The 17,273-nt window shown below is 61.9% G+C and carries 14 protein-coding genes; 10 read left to right on the top strand and 4 right to left on the bottom strand.

The window, feature by feature from the left end:
• The first annotated feature begins 349 nt into the window (after positions 1 to 349).
• From pdhA to SH809_04060, 10 genes are all read left to right on the top strand, one after another.
• Positions 350 to 1,525: a pyruvate dehydrogenase (acetyl-transferring) E1 component subunit alpha gene (gene pdhA / locus SH809_04105; GenBank protein MDZ4698869.1), complete on the top strand. Its 1,176-nt coding sequence runs from the start codon at positions 350 to 352 to the stop codon at positions 1,523 to 1,525.
• Between the two features lie 72 nt (positions 1,526 to 1,597).
• Positions 1,598 to 2,578, top strand: coding sequence for a pyruvate dehydrogenase complex E1 component subunit beta (locus SH809_04100; protein MDZ4698868.1), 981 nt, complete (start codon positions 1,598 to 1,600; stop codon positions 2,576 to 2,578).
• Between the two features lie 136 nt (positions 2,579 to 2,714).
• A complete protein-coding gene (locus SH809_04095) occupies positions 2,715 to 4,055 on the top strand; it encodes a pyruvate dehydrogenase complex dihydrolipoamide acetyltransferase (protein MDZ4698867.1) in 1,341 nt (446 codons plus the stop codon).
• Positions 4,056 to 4,174: 119 nt separating this feature from the next.
• Positions 4,175 to 4,990, top strand: a complete 816-nt coding sequence (locus SH809_04090) for a metallophosphoesterase (protein ID MDZ4698866.1) — start codon at positions 4,175 to 4,177, stop codon at positions 4,988 to 4,990.
• A gap of 285 nt (positions 4,991 to 5,275) precedes the next feature.
• The gene (locus tag SH809_04085) at positions 5,276 to 6,049 is read left to right on the top strand and encodes a T9SS type A sorting domain-containing protein (protein ID MDZ4698865.1); all 774 of its coding nucleotides are present in this window, start codon (positions 5,276 to 5,278) and stop codon (positions 6,047 to 6,049) included.
• A gap of 320 nt (positions 6,050 to 6,369) precedes the next feature.
• A complete protein-coding gene (locus SH809_04080; protein ID MDZ4698864.1) occupies positions 6,370 to 9,771 on the top strand; it encodes a cohesin domain-containing protein in 3,402 nt (1,133 codons plus the stop codon).
• Positions 9,772 to 9,803: 32 nt separating this feature from the next.
• On the top strand, positions 9,804 to 10,658 hold the full coding sequence (locus SH809_04075) for a UbiA family prenyltransferase (GenBank protein ID MDZ4698863.1): 855 nt from the start codon (positions 9,804 to 9,806) through the stop codon (positions 10,656 to 10,658).
• A 69-nt stretch (positions 10,659 to 10,727) separates the two neighbouring features.
• A complete protein-coding gene (locus SH809_04070) occupies positions 10,728 to 12,230 on the top strand; it encodes an asparagine--tRNA ligase (protein ID MDZ4698862.1) in 1,503 nt (500 codons plus the stop codon).
• An 84-nt stretch (positions 12,231 to 12,314) separates the two neighbouring features.
• A complete protein-coding gene (locus tag SH809_04065; GenBank protein ID MDZ4698861.1) occupies positions 12,315 to 13,067 on the top strand; it encodes an SIMPL domain-containing protein in 753 nt (250 codons plus the stop codon).
• Positions 13,068 to 13,100: 33 nt separating this feature from the next.
• Positions 13,101 to 13,763: a nitroreductase family protein gene (locus SH809_04060; protein ID MDZ4698860.1), complete on the top strand. Its 663-nt coding sequence runs from the start codon at positions 13,101 to 13,103 to the stop codon at positions 13,761 to 13,763.
• A gap of 58 nt (positions 13,764 to 13,821) precedes the next feature.
• On the opposite strand, the gene SH809_04055 is transcribed toward SH809_04060, so the two are convergent.
• From SH809_04055 to SH809_04040, 4 genes are all read right to left on the bottom strand, one after another.
• Positions 13,822 to 15,624, bottom strand: coding sequence for a hypothetical protein (locus SH809_04055; GenBank protein MDZ4698859.1), 1,803 nt, complete (start codon positions 15,622 to 15,624; stop codon positions 13,822 to 13,824).
• Positions 15,625 to 15,665: 41 nt separating this feature from the next.
• Positions 15,666 to 16,355, bottom strand: coding sequence for a DUF305 domain-containing protein (locus SH809_04050; protein ID MDZ4698858.1), 690 nt, complete (start codon positions 16,353 to 16,355; stop codon positions 15,666 to 15,668).
• Positions 16,356 to 16,731: 376 nt separating this feature from the next.
• Complete coding sequence (locus SH809_04045; GenBank protein ID MDZ4698857.1) at positions 16,732 to 16,956, bottom strand: hypothetical protein; 225 nt, start codon at positions 16,954 to 16,956, stop codon at positions 16,732 to 16,734.
• A 101-nt stretch (positions 16,957 to 17,057) separates the two neighbouring features.
• On the bottom strand, positions 17,058 to 17,273 hold a 216-nt coding region (locus SH809_04040), incomplete at its 5' end, for an HRDC domain-containing protein (protein MDZ4698856.1).

Here is a 17,273-nt window from a genome sequence, read left to right as displayed (position 1 = left end):
GAATTGTGTAAGAAGTATGAATACGACGCCGATCATGTTAGCTTCGAATGCTTCAGGACATCAAAAGTATCCCGTGGGAGTAGAAACCGCCCTTCCTTCATAAGAAAGCATCCGATTCGTGAGCAGCGTGTGGTTGAAAGGGTGAGGATGCGGGACGGACTTCACGTGTAACTCAAGATTCTTAGGGGGACGCCGGCAGAATTTTAGCTTATGGTTGCCTAAATTATCCTGCTTATCTTTTTTTGCGCCCGTCCCGGCGTGACGAAAGGAAGTCGTCCTCTGTTTTTGCGCACTCGAAATCGGCCGCTGCATGCCCAGGGCTGACCGTTTAACCTCTAGAAGAGTAGATATGGCAAGCGATAGCGACAAGAAAACGGCCAAGCGGACGGGTTCTCCTTCCAATGGCAAAAGCACGTCGGTCCGGAAAAAATCGGTCGCCGACGGTCCCAAAGTGAATGGATACAGCGTGGATTTCGCCGACGCGCCGGATCTTAACGTGTCGTTCGAGACCTATCAGCCGGGCGAATATGCACACAAGCAGCTTGGGCTCAGCGAGGCGCAGGTGATGGCCATGTACCGGAGTATGCTGTTGCAGCGCCGGTTCGAGGAGCGCGCCGCGCAGATGTACGGCAAACAGAAGATCGGCGGCTTCCTCCACCTGTACATTGGTCAGGAGGCCATCGCCACGGGGACGGCGTTTGCCATGCGGATCGGGCAGGACCAGGTGATCACGGCCTACCGCGATCACGGCCTGGGGCTGGCGCTCGGCATGGATACCAACGCGTGTATGGCCGAACTTTTTGGCAAGATCGGCGGTTGCTCGCGCGGAAAAGGCGGCTCGATGCATTATTTCAGCGCGGAGCTGAAGATGATGGGAGGCCACGGCATCGTGGGGGCGCACATCCCGGTAGGAACGGGCATTGCCTTCGCCAACAAATATAAAGGAGAGGACACGGTGTGCCTCACGTTCTTCGGGGACGGCGCCGTGCACCAGGGCGCGTTTCATGAGGCGGCCAACCTGGCCGGCCTCTACGGTCTGCCAGTCATTTACGTCATCGAGAACAATCACTATGCCATGGGCACGGCCGTTCATCGCGCCGCCGCCGAGCCCGACCTCTATAAGCAGGGCCTCAGCTACAACATCCCCAGTTCGCTGGTGAACGGGATGGATGTGTTCGCCGTGTATAAGGCGATGCAGGACCACATCGCCATGGCTCGCAAGGGCCAGCCGTCCCTCCTGGAGATCCGGACGTATCGCTACCGCGGCCACTCGATGAGCGATCCGCAGAAGTACCGCACGAAGGAAGAGATGGACGCGAAGAAGAATGAAGATCCGATCATCCGCCTCAAGAGCTACATGATCGAGCACAAGCTGGCGACGAACGAGGTGTTGGATGCGGTCGACGAAGAGGTGAACAACGAAGTGCTGGCGTCCGTGGAGTTCGCGGAGAACAGCCCGTTCCCCGGCCTCGAGACGATCTACGAGGACATCTACACGCAGCAGGATTACCCGTTCACCACCTGATCTTCGGGCGCGAACGCGCCTGTACACGCGCCGGCCGCCGGCGGCAATAGAAACCACTGAACGACGATAGAAATGGCAGAATTACAACTCCGGGAGGCCATCCGCGCCGCCATGGTCGAGGAAATGGATCGCGATGAAACGGTCTTCCTGATGGGCGAGGAAGTCGCCCAGTACGACGGCGCCTACAAGGTGAGCGAGGGCATGCTCGAGCGTTATGGCGCGAAGCGCGTGATCGACACACCGATCGCTGAAAACGGCTTCGCCGGCCTCGGCATCGGCGCGGCCATGAACGGCCTACGCCCCATCATCGAGTTCATGACCTTCAACTTCTCGATGGTGTCGATGGATCAGCTCATCAACAACGCGGCGAAGATCCGCTACATGTCGGGCGGGCAGTTCAAATTCCCTATCGTGTTTCGCGGCCCGAACGGCGCCGCCGGCCAGCTGGCCGCCACCCACAACACGGCGTTTGAGTCGATCTATGCGACCATCCCGGGCCTCAAGATCGTCTCAATCTCGAACCCGGATGACGCCAAGGGCCTGCTCAAGTCGGCCATTCGCGACGACGATCCGGTGCTCTTCATGGAGAGCGAGGTGATGTACGGCATGCGCGGCGAAGTGTCCGACGCCAGGGACTACCTGATTCCGCTCGGTAAGGCGCGTATCGGCCGCGCCGGTAGCGACGTCACGATCGTGGCACACAACAAGTGCTACTGGGTGGCGATGAAAGCCGCCGAGATGCTCGAAAAAGACGGCATCAGCGCCGAGGTGATCGACCCGCGGACGATCCGCCCCCTCGACATGCCGGCGATCATCACGTCGGTCCAGAAAACGAACCGCCTCGTGATCGTGGATGAGAGCAATCCGTTCGCGAGCATCGCCTCGGAAATCGGCTTCCAGGTCCAACGGGATGCGTTCGACTACCTGGATGCACCGATCCTGCGCGTAACTGCCAAAGACACGCCGGCTCCGTACGCCAAAAACTTGATCGATTTCTATATGCCCAGCGCCGAAGATACCTATAAGGCATGCCGGCAGGTCATGTATCGGTAGCGTTGGCAAGTTGCAGGTTGGCAAGTTGCAGGTTGGCAAGTTGCAGGTTGGCAAGTTGCAGGTTGGTGGGTTTAATCGTTGACCATCGATCATTGACCATCGATCATTGAACATTGAACATTGAACATTCTCACGCATGGCCTTACCGATTGAAATGCCGAAAATGAGCGACACGATGGAGGAAGGGGTCCTCGTGGCGTGGCTTGCAGAAGAAGGCGCGACTGTGTCGGCCGGCGACGTGATCGCTCAGGTGGAGACGGACAAAGCGACGATGGACCTCGAGGTCTACGACAACGGGGTGCTGCTCAAACGCATGGTGCAGGCGGGCGATGCGGTGCCCATCGGCGCGCTTATCGCCGTGCTTGGCAAACAGGGAGAGGATATCTCGGCGGTGCTGGCGCGTTATAATGTCACGTCCGGCGCGGCCGCTACGGCTCCGCAAGACGCACCTGCGGCCAAGCCCGAAACCGCAGTCGAAACTGCAGCCGAAACTGCAGCCGAAACTGCAGCCCAACCTACGGCGGCGGCGCCGCCCGCCGCGGAGAGTGAGGGACGCATGAAAGCCTCCCCGCTAGCCCGCAAGATGGCGAGTTCACACGGCGTCGATCTCGGGGTGATCGCAGGATCGGGGCCCGATGGCCGGATCGTCCGTCGCGATGTGGAGGCGGCCGTGAAACGTGCACCGGCTACGGCACTGGCCACGGCACCGGCTGACTCCCCTGATTTGGCTCCAGTGTCGGCTCCGCGTTCCGCGCCGACGCCTGCCGCGGCTGCCGGCGGCGCCTACGAGGCCATCAAGCTGTCGCAGATGCGCAAGACGATCGCGCGCCGGCTCGGCGAAAGCAAATTTACGGCCCCGCACTTTTATCTCACGGTAGATGTGGCGATGGAGCAAGCCACCACCTTCCGCACCCGGCTCAACGAGCTGGCCACTACGCAGGGCCGCAGCAAGGTGTCGTTTAACGACCTTATCTCCAAGGCCTGCGCGCTCGCGCTGCGTCAGCATCCGTATGTGAATGCATCGTACATGGAGAAAGAAGGCGAAATCCGGCTCCATAAAGCCGCCCATATCGCCATCGCCGTCGCCGTCGACGAAGGCCTCGTGACCCCTGTCGTCCGTAACGTCGACCAGAAAGGGCTCTCTCAGATCGCCGAGGAGACGCGGGCGCTCGCGGAACGGGCGCGGGATCGCAAGCTCCAGCCCGACGAGTTTGAAGGCGCCACCTTCACCACGAGCAACCTCGGCATGTTCGGTATCGAGGAGTTTACGGCGATCATCAATCCGCCCAATGCCTGTATTCTGGCCATCGGGGCGATCCGGGACGTGCCGGTCGTCAAGAATGGCGAAGTAGTGGCCGGCGTCCGAATGAAGCTCACCCTATCGTGTGACCACCGTGTGGTTGATGGCGCCACAGGATCCCAGTTTCTGAACGCCGTGAAGCAGTACCTCGAGGAGCCGATGAGCCTCGTACTCTGACGCTGCGAACGTGACCGCGGATGTAACTGCGGGCGGAGCCTCCGGGTAGCGAACCGAGTCGCTTCCGGAGGCTCTGTTGTTTCTGGTTTAATTGCGCCTTTTCCCCGGCGCCGATTTCCATGCGGATCGCTCACCTCTCGGATATCCACTTCGGCCGCATCGCCTATCCCGACATCGTCGATGCGCTGTTGGCGCAAATCGAGCGCGACGCCGTCGATCTGATCGCCATTTCAGGCGATCTCACCCAGCGCGCCCTTCCTACCCAGTATCGCGAAGCGGCTCGGATGCTGGCGTCGATTCATACGCCGACGATCGTGGTTCCGGGCAACCACGACGTACTGGCCTGGTGGCGGCCTCTTTCGCGCGTCCTGCGACCGCTGGCGCGGTATCACCGATATATCTCCCCGGGGCTGACGATGAGCTTCGAGAATGAGCGTGTGGCGGTTCTCGGCATCAATTCGGCCTATGGTAGCACCATCAAAGGCGGACGTATTTCGCGGGCGACACGGGCCTCGATACGGACATACTTCGAGGGCCGGCCGGCGGCGGCGTTTAAGATCCTGGTTGTGCACCATCAGTTGACCGCCATCGGAGCCCTCGGCCCGCACGATGTGGCCCGCGGCGGCGACGCCGCCCTGGACGTTGCCCGAGAGGTGGGTGTCGATCTCATCCTGTGCGGCCATCTGCACGTGTCTCATGTCGAATCTCTAAAGCGACATCCGGCGGAGGCGCGCATCGTGGTCGCCAGCGCCGGCACGGTTACGAGCGACCGCGGGCGCCTGTCGAATCGAAATAAAAACTATTATAACGTGATCGAGGTCGAACCCGACTCGTTCACCATTGTGGAACGGTGTTACGACACTGAAACGCGGGTTTTTGTGGATGTGCGCCGTTCGCATTTTGAACGTGGCCCTGGCGCCAGAGGCGCATTGTAGCGCTGGAAAAAGCGCCAAACCGCTCCGATGCGTCGTCGTATATTAACGGATTGTCTCCCTGTGTCTACCCCTCTGCGGTCCGTCGTCCCATGTCGGGCGTTCCATCCAACGGGTACATATCCTTGGCACAGTATTTGGGAAATCGATCTCATAGCCGGTAAGCCCCCCCTGCCGCGCTCCACACGTTGCGATGAAGTCTGAAACGGTAACGACGCCCATTACGAAAGCGCTCGCTCACACGCTTCATTCAACCGTGGCCTCTCCAAGCAACCACGAAAGAATTCTATGCGACGATTCGTACCCAGGGTTTCCGCCTTCCTGTTGGGGCTAGGTCTGATAGCTGCCGCGCAGTCAGTTTCCGCACAGACGATATCCGTTAGCCTGCCGAAGCTGTACACGGATGATCGCACGATTGCGCTTCCCGTCTCTATCGGTAATGTAACCGGTCAGGACATCAAAGCTTTTCTTTTTACGGTCAATTACGACCCTGCCGTCATCGAGATCACCAGCATAGACGCCACGGGTCTGCTCGCTGAAGGCTTCTCGATCGTTGAGAATAACACCGTGCCCGGGCAGTTGACACTGGCTGGCGCACACGTGAATGCGCTGGTCGGCGAAGGGTCGTTACTTTACCTTAACGCAAAGTTTACGTCCAAGGGCACGACCGATCTGGATTTTAGCTCGTTCACGTTTAATGAAGGGCAACCGAAAGCCGGCACGAGTGATGGCGTCATCTCGAATGTCGTCCAGGTGTCGACCGAAGATGCGACGGGCATTCCGGAGCGTTTCGCCCTCGATGGCAACTACCCGAATCCGTTTAATCCGACGACGACCATCCAGTTCGATCTGCCCGAAGCCGCCAGTGTACGGATTGACATTGTGGATATGCTTGGCCGGCAGGTCATGACGATCCCGGCGCAGTCCTATGTGGCCGGCGCCAGCCATCGCGTCCCGGTCGATGCCGCACAGCTCGCCTCCGGGATCTATGTCTACAGGGTGACTGCCGAGGGCATCAGCCAGACGCACGTGCAGACGGCGACCATGACGCTCATCAAGTAACGCGATGCCAGTCCGGCGCAGGCACGTTCCGGCGCCGGCCGATGGTGACGCCGCGCTTTCCTCTCCCGCACGGCGCCTTTCTAATCTAGCGCTCAGACCTATTCTGGATAGGCTAACGGACATGCAACGGCCATGTATTGGCCCTGTGTTTGCCTGGTAACGCGAAATCCAAACCAACCTCGTTGTGGCTCTCCAACGAGGACGAATTGACCCACATCATGCCTTCCTCGCTTCAATTAGTTCTACTTGATGCGCGGCGTCGCCCAGTTATGGAACGGTCGCGCCTCACCCCCGGCCCCGAGCAGACACGGTACAGGATCATGTGGAGAACTCTTTATACGGCGGTTACGCTCCTGGTCGTGGCGCTTCCGTTGCAGCCGGCCCAGGCACAGATCAGCGTGAGCCTGCCCGCGGTGACGGCCCAGCAAGGCACGTCGCAGGATATTTCGCTGACGGTGGGTAATCTGACGAACCAGAATGTCACCTCCTACCAGTTCAGCATCACCTATAACCCGACTGTTCTGGAGATCGACGCGGTCTCGGTCGCCGGCACCCTGTCCGCCGGCACATCGGCTACCATAAATACGGCCACGTCCGGGGTGATCACCGTTGCCTGGGCCTCGGCCAATGCGTTGACGGGCCAGGGGGCACTGATCAAACTCAGCGCAGACTTCATCGGGGTCGGCTCGTCCGCCCTGACGATATCGGATTTCATTTTCAACGAAGGCGTGCCGGCGGCTTCGGCCACTAACGGGAGCGTCACGGTGAGTTCGACGCCCCCGCCGCCATCGATCGCGGTATCCCTCCCGAGTAACGCGTCGACACAGGTGGGCGCCGGCGCGGTCGCTGTTCCTGTTACGGTCGGGCCGGTCACGGGGTCGAACATCACTTCCTACGCCCTCACCGTCATGTTCAACCCGGCCTTCGTGAACATCACCGGGGCTACGGTGGGCGGCACGCTGTCCTCCACGGCGAATGCTTCGGTGACGACGGGTTCGGGCACGATCACGGTCTCCTGGAGCGGCGCGGCGTTGTCGGGGTCCGGAACGCTCGTGAACCTGACCGCGTCGCCCGTCGCGGCGGGCACGTCGAACCTGTCCTTCACATCGATGACGTTTAATGGCGGCACACCGACGGCGACCACGACCAATGGATCGATCACGGTGACGCCGCAAACGGGTGTTGGTTCGGTTTCGATGGCGATGCCGGCGTCGTTTTCGGGGACAATCGGGACGACGGTGGATATTCCGATCACGGTCGACAACCTCACTGGCAAAGGCGTCAACTCCTATCAGCTGGTAATCGGTTTCGACCCGGCGATCGTCAATGTCACCAGCGCCACGGTAGCCGGGACGCTTTCGTCGGGCGGCGAGGTAGTGCCGACGTCGTTAGGTCCGGGCTCGATGTCCATCATCTGGGCGGGCGCGAACGCGCTGAGCGGCTCCGGGGTACTGCTAAATCTGAAAGCCAACCTGCGCACGGTCGGCGCCTCGCCGCTGACATTCACTTCAACACTGATCAACGAAGGGTCGCCGACGGCGACGACGACCAACGGCCAACTGGTTGTTTCTGCGAACACGGGCGTCACGCCGATCGCCGTGGCGCTTTCGGCACGGAGTGGAAATGTCGGCGAAACGCTGACTATTCCCGTCTCCGTTGGTGACCTCACGGGACGCGGAGTGTCGTCGTTCGAGTTTACGATGACTTATAACCCGGCGCTGGTGAGCATGGGCGTGAGCCAGACGGGCACGCTGAGCGCCGCCACAGCCGCCATCGTCAATACCGATACACCGGGGGAAGTGACCGTGGCCTGGGCTTCGGTCGCCAATATCGCCGGCGCGGGGGCGCTCGTGAACCTGCAACTGAGCCTCCTCGCCGAGGGGACGAGTCCGATTACGTTCGACTCGTTTTCGTTTAACGAGGGCTCGCCGGCCGCGACGCTCACGAACGGGAGCGTGACGGTTTCGAGTAACGCGACGATCATCAACATCGCGCTGCCGCAAAACAGCACCGGCAACATTGGCGAGACGCTCACCATCCCGATTCAAGTGGGGAATACAAGCAACTCGAACGTGACGTCGTATGCCTTCACGATGGCCTTCAGCAACGCGCTCCTCAGCTTCGCCGGTGTAGATGTGGCCGGCACCCTCTCCGCGGCCAGTGTCCCGACGGTCAACACCGCCACGCCCGGGCAGGTGACCGTGAGCTGGCAGGGAAGCGCGCTGACGGGGTCCGGCGTGTTGGCCAATGTGCGATTCAACTTGCTGAGTGATGGGACGACGCCGTTGACGTTTTCCAGCTTTTCATTCAACTCCGGCACACCCCAGTCCAGCCTGCAAAACGGCAACATCACCATCTCCGGCTCCGGCGCGCTGGGGGTCTCGGCGCCGTCCGGCCTCATCGGCTCGGTGGGGGAGCAGCTGCAGATCCCGATCGCGATTGGCGTTCTCACCGGCCGGAATGTAACCTCATTTTCGTTTACCCTGACGTACGACGCGAGTGATCTCACGATTAACGACGTCAACACGGAAGGCACGCTCCTCGCCGGCCAAACCCTGGATGTCACGCAGGGGACCGGCCAGATCACGGTTGCCTTCACCGGATCTCAACCGTTGACGGGGTCCGGCACGCTGATCAAACTGGTGGCCGATCTCGTGACGCCGGGGACGAGCGCGCTGGTGTTTACAGCCTTCACCCTGAATACCGGCACACCGGCCGCGGCCGCAATCGACGGAAGTATTACCGTACAGGGCGTCACGGCCTCGATCCAGTTGATCCATAACTCTCCCGACGCGCCGATTGTGGATGTCTATGTCAATGATGTCAAGGTGGCCGACGCCCTCTCGTATGCCCGCGCCACGGCCTTTATCGAGTTCACCACGGCCGTGCTTACGATCGATGTCGTAAACGACCAGGCTGCCTCGAACACCCAGCCGATCGCCACGACCAACGTCACGCTCATCAACGGCCAGGCGTATGTGGCCGTGTTAAACGGACTGTTTGCCGGCTCGGGCAAACAGGCACTGGGGATCGTTGTCGAAGAAACCGTGCTTGAGGCCAGCGGCGATGATACGGTAGATCTCCTGGCGTTCCAGGGCTCGCCGGACGCGCCGTTACTCGAGATCAACCTCGTCGACGATAGCGGTGCGCACCGCACCGTGGCGGCGTTCGGGACCGACATCGCATTTGGCGAAGGCCGGCTGGCCAGCGGCATTGAGCCCGGCCTGTACCACATGGAACTGGTGGATTCGAACGGGACCATCGTCAATACCTATCGGGCGGACCTGACCCGCACCGCTGGCTCGGCGCTGTTGTTTATGATTCAGGGCTTTGTCGATCCCATCATCACCCAGCCCGACCTCACCATTACCGCCTACGCGCCGGACGGCCGCGCCATCTTCCTCCCGCTCTCCACCGCCAACGAAGACGGGACGGTGGTTCCGGTTGCGTTTTCGCTGGACGGCAACTACCCCAATCCGTTTAATCCGAGCACCACCATCCAGTTCGGCCTGCCCGAGCCGGCGGAAGTGGCCATCGATGTGTTTGACCTGCTCGGCCGGCACGTGCTCAGCGTCCCCTCCCGGCCCTTCACGGCCGGCGACGCCCAGATCGCCCCGCTCGATGCTTCCGAACTTGCCTCGGGCACATACGTTTACCGTGTCACGGCGCGCGGCGCTCAGCAGACGTACACTTCTAGCGATACCATGACGCTCCTCAAGTAAACGCGCCCGGGGAGCGGGCATCCGACTCTTCGATGGTGCGGCTTCGCTCCTCGCTTCTCGCTTTTCTCGAGTACGGCAATACCCAGATCGCGCTCATCGCGGCGGCGCTGATCGGCGCTACACCCCTGTGGTTTGGTCTTCCCGCATCGCACCCTCTCATGACAGCCGGCGCCGCCGGTGCGTTTCTGTTGTACCAGCTCGATCGGTCGTGGCAGGTTTCTCCCGAGGACGTGCACAACCAGCCCGAGCGTCTGGCATGGGTACGCGCGCATCGGGGATGGACGCGCGTCTCCGCCCTCATCGCGCTGAGCGCCATTGCCGCTGCCTCGTTCCACCTCAAGCCGGCGACGTTCGGGGCCGGGGCGGCCCTCGGTCTTGCCGGGGTCATCTACCTGTTGCCGATCCTGCCCGGGCGTAATCGCCCCAAAGGGCACTGGCTGATCAAACCCCTGGCGATTGGTGGGGCGTGGTCGATCGGTGCGATCGCATTGCCAGCGTTGGAGGCCGGAGTTCCCGTGGATGTCCATCTCGCCGGGTTGCTGCTCTATCGGTTTCTGTTTTTGATGCCTAATGTGGTGCTGGCGGACTGGCCCGACCGCGACGGGGATCGGCGCGAGGGGCTCCATTCAGCGGCTATGGTGCTTGGTGAGCACCACGTGCGCCGGCTCGCACAGGTCGCCTGTGTGGCGTCGATAGCGGTAGGAGGGGGGCTTGCCTGGCGATTGGGATGGCCACTGCCGGCGATGATCGACCTGGCCGGCCCGGCGTTGATGCTGGTCGCCGTCAGCCGGCCGCTGCCGGCGTCCCGCTGGTTTTACGCCTTCTGGCTCGATATCCTGCTCGGTTGGCCGCTCGTCGCCCTGCTGATCGACACGATAAAGGGGTAGTTCGGAACATTTACAGCGTTTCACACTACCGTACCCGGCTACGATAAAACGTCCTGAAATACCATCTCCATGAGTGTCTATACGACCATCGACCAGCTGTCGCGCCTCGACGGGCGCGCGGTAACGATCAAAGGCTGGCTCTACAACCGACGCGATTCAAAGGGATTGCAATTTCTGGTCATGCGCGACGGCAGCGGCCTCGTCCAGTGCGTGGTGAATCAGGAGGAAGTGGATGCCGCGTCGTGGGCGGCGGCGGAGGGGGCCTCGCAGGAGACGGCCCTTCAGATCGTAGGCCGTGTTCGGCAGGACGAGCGGCAGGTGGGGGGATGGGAGATCCAGGCGACATCCGTCACGCTCATCGGCACTTCGACGGACTATCCGATCACCCCGAAGGAGCATGGGGTCGAGTTTCTGATGAACAACCGGCACCTGTGGCTGCGCAGCCGCCGGCCGTGGGCCGTCATGCGCATCCGGAACCGCATCATCATGGCCATCCACCAGTTCTTCCAGAACCGCGGCTTCCTGCAGATGGACGCCCCGATTCTGACCGGGAATGCGGTGGAGGGGACGTCCACCCTGTTCGAGATCGACTACTTCGGCGAGCCGGCGTACCTCACGCAGAGCGGGCAGCTCTACGGCGAGGCTATGGCTATGGCGTTCGGTAAGATCTACACATTCGGCCCGACATTCCGTGCGGAGAAATCCAAAACCCGCCGGCACCTCACCGAATTCTGGATGATCGAGCCCGAGATGGCGTTTTACGATCTCACCATGAACATGGACCTCGCCGAAGACTTCCTGGTGTCGATCGTCCACGAAGTGCTCGCCCATTGCCGCGAGGAGCTTGAGGTACTTAGCCGCGACATCGCCGCGCTCGAGCGCATCCAGAAGCCGTTCCCCCGCATCGCCTACACCGATGCCGTCGCGATGCTGAAGAGCGAGAAGACGGCGCATATGGTGGACGCCGAAATCGCGGCGCTCCAGCAAGAAGGGCCACGGCTGATGGCCGAACTGGTGGACAATAAGAAGCGCTACGGCCAGGCCAAGAAACACGAAAAGCGCCAGATGGACGCTCGCGAAATCGAGATCAACCAGCGGCTGGCGGACGTCGAGGAGAGCCTGCGCAACCTGCCGAAATGGAAGGAATCCGCCATGAACTTCGAGTGGGGCAACGACCTCGGCGGAAGCGACGAGACGTTGCTGACCCGGCACTTCGACCGCCCGATCATCGTGCACCGCTACCCGGCGGTCGTCAAGGCGTTTTATATGAAGCGGGACCCCGAGGACGACCGCCTGGCGCTGGGCATGGACGTGCTGGCACCGGAAGGGTATGGCGAGATCATCGGTGGGGGAGAGCGGGCGACCGATCTGGCGTTCCTCCAACAGCAAGTGCGCGATCACCAACTGCCAGAGGAGGTGTTCAGCTGGTACTTCGATCTGCGGCGGTACGGCTCCGTTCCGCATAGCGGGTTTGGGCTCGGGCTGGAGCGTACCGTTACCTGGATCACGGGCCTGACGCACTTGCGAGAGGCTATCCCGTTTCCACGAATGCTGGGCCGGCTGACGCCCTGACGCAATCTTTGGTGGCGGTTCAGCGTTAAACATTCGATGTTCACGGTGAACCCTCCCATTGACAATCAAGATCTTGCGCTACCTATGAAACGTCTTCCTCTCTATTTCCTCATCCTGCTGGTTTTCGGCGGCTGTTCGTCGCCGGCTCCCCTAATGGCGCAGACCGCGCTCCAACCCATGGAACGACTTCAGCGAACCGTCACAGTCGGCGGGCAGGGCAAGGCCACGGCGGTTCCGGACAAGGCATCGGTGTGGTTCGGTATCGTGACGCGGTCCGAAGACCCGGAGGAGGCCCGCCAGAAAAACGCCACAACGGCCGCCGAGGCCATGAACGCCATCCGTGCCCTGGGCGTCGAGGAGCGGAAGCTGAAGCTCCAAACGCTTCGCCTCCAGCCGGTGCAGGAATACAACCCGCGCACCCAGATACATGAGGAAAAGGGCTATGAAGCGTACCGCGATCTGGTCGTAGAGGTGGAGGACCTGGATCTGCTCCCGAAGCTCATCGCCGAGATCGTCCAGAAAGGCGCCAACCGGCTGAATAGTATCTCCTACGGGATCAAGGATGACGCCGGCTTCCGCAACGAGGCGCTGGTAAAGGCCGTTCAGGAAGCCCGTTCGAAGGCCGAGCTGATGGCCACCACCGCCGGCGCGAAACTGGGCCCCGTGCTCATCATCCAGGAAGAAGGGTACTCGATGCCTACCCCGATGATCGCCATGGATATGGCTGCCGCCCCGATGATGAAAGCCGAACGCGACACCTCCGAGCCGGACTCCTACGCCGCCGGCGAGATGGAGGTGAGCACGACGGTGCGGATTACGTTTGCGATTAGCGATTAAACGATTAGCGAATAAACGATTAGCGAATAGCGATTGGGATATCCACATAAAGCGTTCGATTCTACGCTACTCCCGGAGGCCGAGATGACGGCCCGGGCGGATGCCTTTTATGCCGAGATGGACCGGCGCCGGTCGGTCCGCTTTTTCAGCGACCGGCCGGTGCCGAAACACCTCATCGAGCGGGCGATCCAGACGGCCGGCACGGCGCCGAGCGGCGCGCATAAACAGCCGTGGACGTTTGTCGCCATCGGCGACCCGGCCGTGAAGCGGGAGATCAGGGTGGCGGCCGAGGAGGAGGAGAAGGAAAGTTACGAGGGCCGGATGTCCCCCGAGTGGCTGGAGGCGCTGGCGCCCATCGGTACGGACTGGCGGAAGCCGTTTCTGGAGACCGTGCCCTGGATCGTAGTGTGTTTCGCGCAGCGGACCGGCGTGGGGCCGGCTGGCGAGAAGGTGAAGCACTACTATGTCAACGAAAGCTGCGGCATCGCGTGCGGGCTGTTTATCGCTGCGTTGCACCACATGGGCCTGGCGACTCTCACCCACACGCCGAGTCCGATGCGGTTTTTGAGCGAGATTCTGGAGCGGCCGGCGAACGAGCAGCCGTATATCCTCTTCCCCGTCGGCTACCCGGCCGAGGACGCGACGGTGCCGGATTTGAGGCGAAAGGAGCTGGGGCAGATCGCGGTGTGGAAGTAAGCGCCGTCCGGTAGTTGGCGGACGGCGCTTACTATACCTCCAGGTTTTTTACAGAGCGTCACCGCCCGGCGGCGAGTTCGCGGAGGGTGTCGGCGAGTAGGGCGCGGACCTTGTTAATCTGGGTCAACTGACCGCGGGCTACGGCGGCGAGGGCTTCGGCTTCGAGGGACGAGGCGGCGGCCTGAAGCGGCGCGGCGCCGGTGCCGGATAGCGCGGCGTCGAGGGCGGTCGTTGCTGCCGGGGTCAGGGCGCCGGCCCGAACGAGCTGATCGCGGTACGCGCCGGCAACCGTCACGCTGGCCTGCCATTCCATCCGGGGCTGGTTCTGCGGGTTGAAGGTCTCGTACCGAACGGCCATCGCGGCATCGATTTCGTTCTGGGAGAGATGCTCGCTGGGGGTGAGTTCGAACACATCGAGGCCACGGACGATTTCGGCGCCGTAGATGTAGCCGTTGTACCAGTAGGTGGACCAGTACCCGCCGAGGACGGACTGCGTGTCGCTGATCGGGCCGCGGTCGAAGTAGGCGATTTCAAACGGGTTGTGCGGGTCTGTGAAGTCGAAGATCGACATCCCGCCCTGGTACCAGGCCTGGACCATGATATCGCGGCCCGGGACCGGGATGAGCGAACCGTTGTGGGCCACGCAGTTCTCGGTCGACGTCTGCGGCACCGGCAGCTTGTAGTAGCCGGCGCGGACGAGCTTGCCGTCGACCACGTTAAATAGGGCATTGGCGCCCCAGGTGGGGAGGTCGGATTCGCGGCAGCGAGGTGCGGCGCCGCCGCCCCATTCGTCGGTGAAGATGACCTTCGTTCCGTCGTTGTTAAACGTGGCCGAGTGCCAGTAGGCGAAGTTCGGGTCGGTCACTTCATCGATGCGGACGGGCTGGGCCGTGTTCGAGATGTCCAGCAGGATGCCGTTGCCCGAGCAGGCGCCGCCGGCGAGGCCAATCTGCGGGTAGGCGGTGATGTCGTGGCACTGGTTGGTGATGGAGGTGCGCTGGGTGCCGGCGCCGTGGTCGCCGCCCGGCCAGAGGCCGGCGATGTTGCCGCTCTCGTCCGCGAAGATGCGGGGGTTGCTGACGATGGCCGCCTCGTGCGGCGCATCGAGCGGCACCCGGATGACGTCGATCCTGAAATAGGCCGTATTCGGGTCCTCATCCGGGTCGGCGCCGGAGCAGCCGGCCATCTCATCGCCAGAGCGGGCGGGGCCGGTGCCCGATACATAGACGTAGATGATGTTGTCGTCATTCGGGTCGCTCACGAGCGAGTGGGTGTGGGAGCCGCGGCAGGTCTGCACGGCCGCCACCTGGCGGGGGTTGTCGAGGTCGCTGAAGTCGAAGATGCGTACGCCGCGCAGGCGTTCGGAACTGACATCCCCCGGAATCCCCTGGATGCCGCAGTCGATCCGGCCTCGTGTTTCCTCGACGGACATAAAGAGGAGATTACCATGGATCGAAACGTCTCCCTGGCCGCCGGGGCAAACGATGGAGAGGCGGTGTTGCGGGTTACCCGGCTCCGCGATGTCGTAGACGTTAAAGCCGCGGTAGTTGCCGACAAACACGAGGTCGCCGGTGAAGGCGAGGTCTGTGTTGCTGACGTTTCCGCTACCGCGTTCGGTGCTGTTGAAGCCTTCGGGGCGGGGAAGGCTGGCGAGGAGGCGAACATTGCTGCCGGCGACGCCGGCGTCCGTGACTCCAGCCTTGAGTCCGATGCGCGGGTCGGAGGTGTCCCAGGTCCAGGCCGGCTCCGCCGGGGCGTCCTGCGCCTGCGCAGGGGCGTTGATCACTACGAGGCCCAGGAGCAGCAATACGCCATGCAGTATATGGCGGGGTCGAGCGAATTCAATTCGGATACGTGTCATGTCGATGGAGTGGGACGGTTCAGTTGAGGGATGGGAAGCGATTATCGGAGGGAGGCGATCATCTGCCGCATACGGTCGATTTCCATGCGCTGGTCCACATCCACATCGGCGGCGAAGCGGTAGACGTCGGTGTCCTGGCCGGCGCCGGCGCTGGCGAAAAGGGTCTCGACCATCGTGAGGGCGCCTTCGTGGTGGGCGATCATGAACTCGAGAAACAGGCGGTAGAAGACGTCGCCCGTGGAGGCTTTGAGCTGCTCCATCTGTTCTGGGGAGAGCATGCCGGGCATGAGGTGGCCGGGCTCGTGACCGTGGTGCATGGCGTGGGAGGAGGCCGCCGGCGCCATCTCGCCGCGGTCCCGCAGCCAGGTCTGCATCAGGAGGATTTCATCGCGCTGAGAGACATCGATGCGCCGGGCGAGCATCCGCAAATCCGGCCGGGTGGTGCGTTCTTCCACCAGGGCAGTCATTTCAAGGGCCTGGGCGTGGTGGCCGATCATCCCCTGCATGAAGTCGACATCCGCGCGGGTGTATTTTGGGCGGACGTCCGCAGCGAGTTCAGCGGCCGAGAGGGCCCGGCTGGCCTGGCCCGGCGCGCCAGGCTGGACGACACGTACGGCGCCGGTGGATGGGGGAGGCGCCTCGATCGAGGGGTGAGCGGTACGACAGCCGAAGAGGGTTAGGGCCGAAACGAGCGCGCCCAGGCAGTACATTCGCAGTGGAGTGCGGGTCATGGTAACGGGTTCAAGTAGTTTCCGGCAATGGCCACAACATACCTTTTTCGGAGTGATGGGGCAACCTTCAGGACGCACAGACGCGATCAGAGGACATCGATCGGCCGTCAAAGTCGTTTTAGGATGCCATCGTACTCCGCGTGCGGCCCTACCCAAAACCAGTACACGGCCCCGTCTCGAAGACGACCGAGTGCGCGGTAGCTGGCGGTGATTCGCACCGAATAAATGTCAATGCCTGCATTCACCTTCTTGAAGTGCAGGGATGGGTGTTCCGGGTGTAAGCGCCAGCGTGTAAATGTCTCTATCGTTTGTTGCCTGATCTGTTGGGGCAACGCTTCAAAACACTTTCTAAAGGATGGTAGGACGTGAGAATCCATCAAGCACGCAAGAACTCATCCAGTGAAGTACTTACGCCCTGATCGATAGCCCTGTCGATTTCTCGGAGAAGAGCTTTCCATTCGTCATCTGTCGTTCCAGCGAATGCGTGTTCCCACCGTTCATCCGCACCCAGATCTTCCAGGATTCGGACGGCTATTTCGTCTTGCAGCTGCGCCGGCAGCTTCTGCAGCCGGGCGATGGCGTTCAGTAGGAGGCGGGTCATGTCTTTTGCTTGCTGAATTGAGGCTGATAAGTTAACCCGTTCCGGGGTCGATAGTTTGGTATTGCAAGATGAAATCTACCCTGACGGGGCGTTGTACCGAGTCAGGCATCAAACGCTCTAATCACTTCGATAAACGCCTCCCCGTAGCGCTCCAGCTTCACCTGGCCCACACCGGATAACCGGGCGAAGGCGTCGAGGGTGGTGGGGCGGTGGCGGACCATTGCGGCGAGGGTGGTGTCGCCGAAGACGACGTAGGGCGGGACGCCCTGGTCGCGGGCAAGGTCGAGGCGGAGCCGGCGGAGGGCGTCGAACAGGGG

Source organism: Rhodothermales bacterium, from assembly GCA_034439735.1.
In the GTDB taxonomy this organism is placed as follows: Bacteria; Bacteroidota; Rhodothermia; order Rhodothermales; family JAHQVL01; genus JAWKNW01.
This window is presented reverse-complemented; position numbering and strand designations above follow the sequence as displayed.

Excerpts from the sequence above, each read along its gene's own strand:
- pdhA (MDZ4698869.1), top strand. The coding sequence starts at position 350 with ATGGCAAGCGATAGCGACAAGAAAACGGCCAAGCGGACGGGTTCTCCT.
- SH809_04100 (MDZ4698868.1), top strand. The coding sequence starts at position 1,598 with ATGGCAGAATTACAACTCCGGGAGGCCATCCGCGCCGCCATGGTCGAG.
- SH809_04095 (MDZ4698867.1), top strand. The coding sequence starts at position 2,715 with ATGGCCTTACCGATTGAAATGCCGAAAATGAGCGACACGATGGAGGAA.
- SH809_04090 (MDZ4698866.1), top strand. The coding sequence starts at position 4,175 with ATGCGGATCGCTCACCTCTCGGATATCCACTTCGGCCGCATCGCCTAT.
- SH809_04085 (MDZ4698865.1), top strand. The coding sequence starts at position 5,276 with ATGCGACGATTCGTACCCAGGGTTTCCGCCTTCCTGTTGGGGCTAGGT.
- SH809_04080 (MDZ4698864.1), top strand. The coding sequence starts at position 6,370 with ATGTGGAGAACTCTTTATACGGCGGTTACGCTCCTGGTCGTGGCGCTT.
- SH809_04075 (MDZ4698863.1), top strand. The coding sequence starts at position 9,804 with ATGGTGCGGCTTCGCTCCTCGCTTCTCGCTTTTCTCGAGTACGGCAAT.
- SH809_04070 (MDZ4698862.1), top strand. The coding sequence starts at position 10,728 with ATGAGTGTCTATACGACCATCGACCAGCTGTCGCGCCTCGACGGGCGC.
- SH809_04065 (MDZ4698861.1), top strand. The coding sequence starts at position 12,315 with ATGAAACGTCTTCCTCTCTATTTCCTCATCCTGCTGGTTTTCGGCGGC.
- SH809_04055 (MDZ4698859.1), bottom strand. The coding sequence starts at position 15,624 with ATGACACGTATCCGAATTGAATTCGCTCGACCCCGCCATATACTGCAT.
- SH809_04050 (MDZ4698858.1), bottom strand. The coding sequence starts at position 16,355 with ATGACCCGCACTCCACTGCGAATGTACTGCCTGGGCGCGCTCGTTTCG.
- SH809_04045 (MDZ4698857.1), bottom strand. The coding sequence starts at position 16,956 with ATGACCCGCCTCCTACTGAACGCCATCGCCCGGCTGCAGAAGCTGCCG.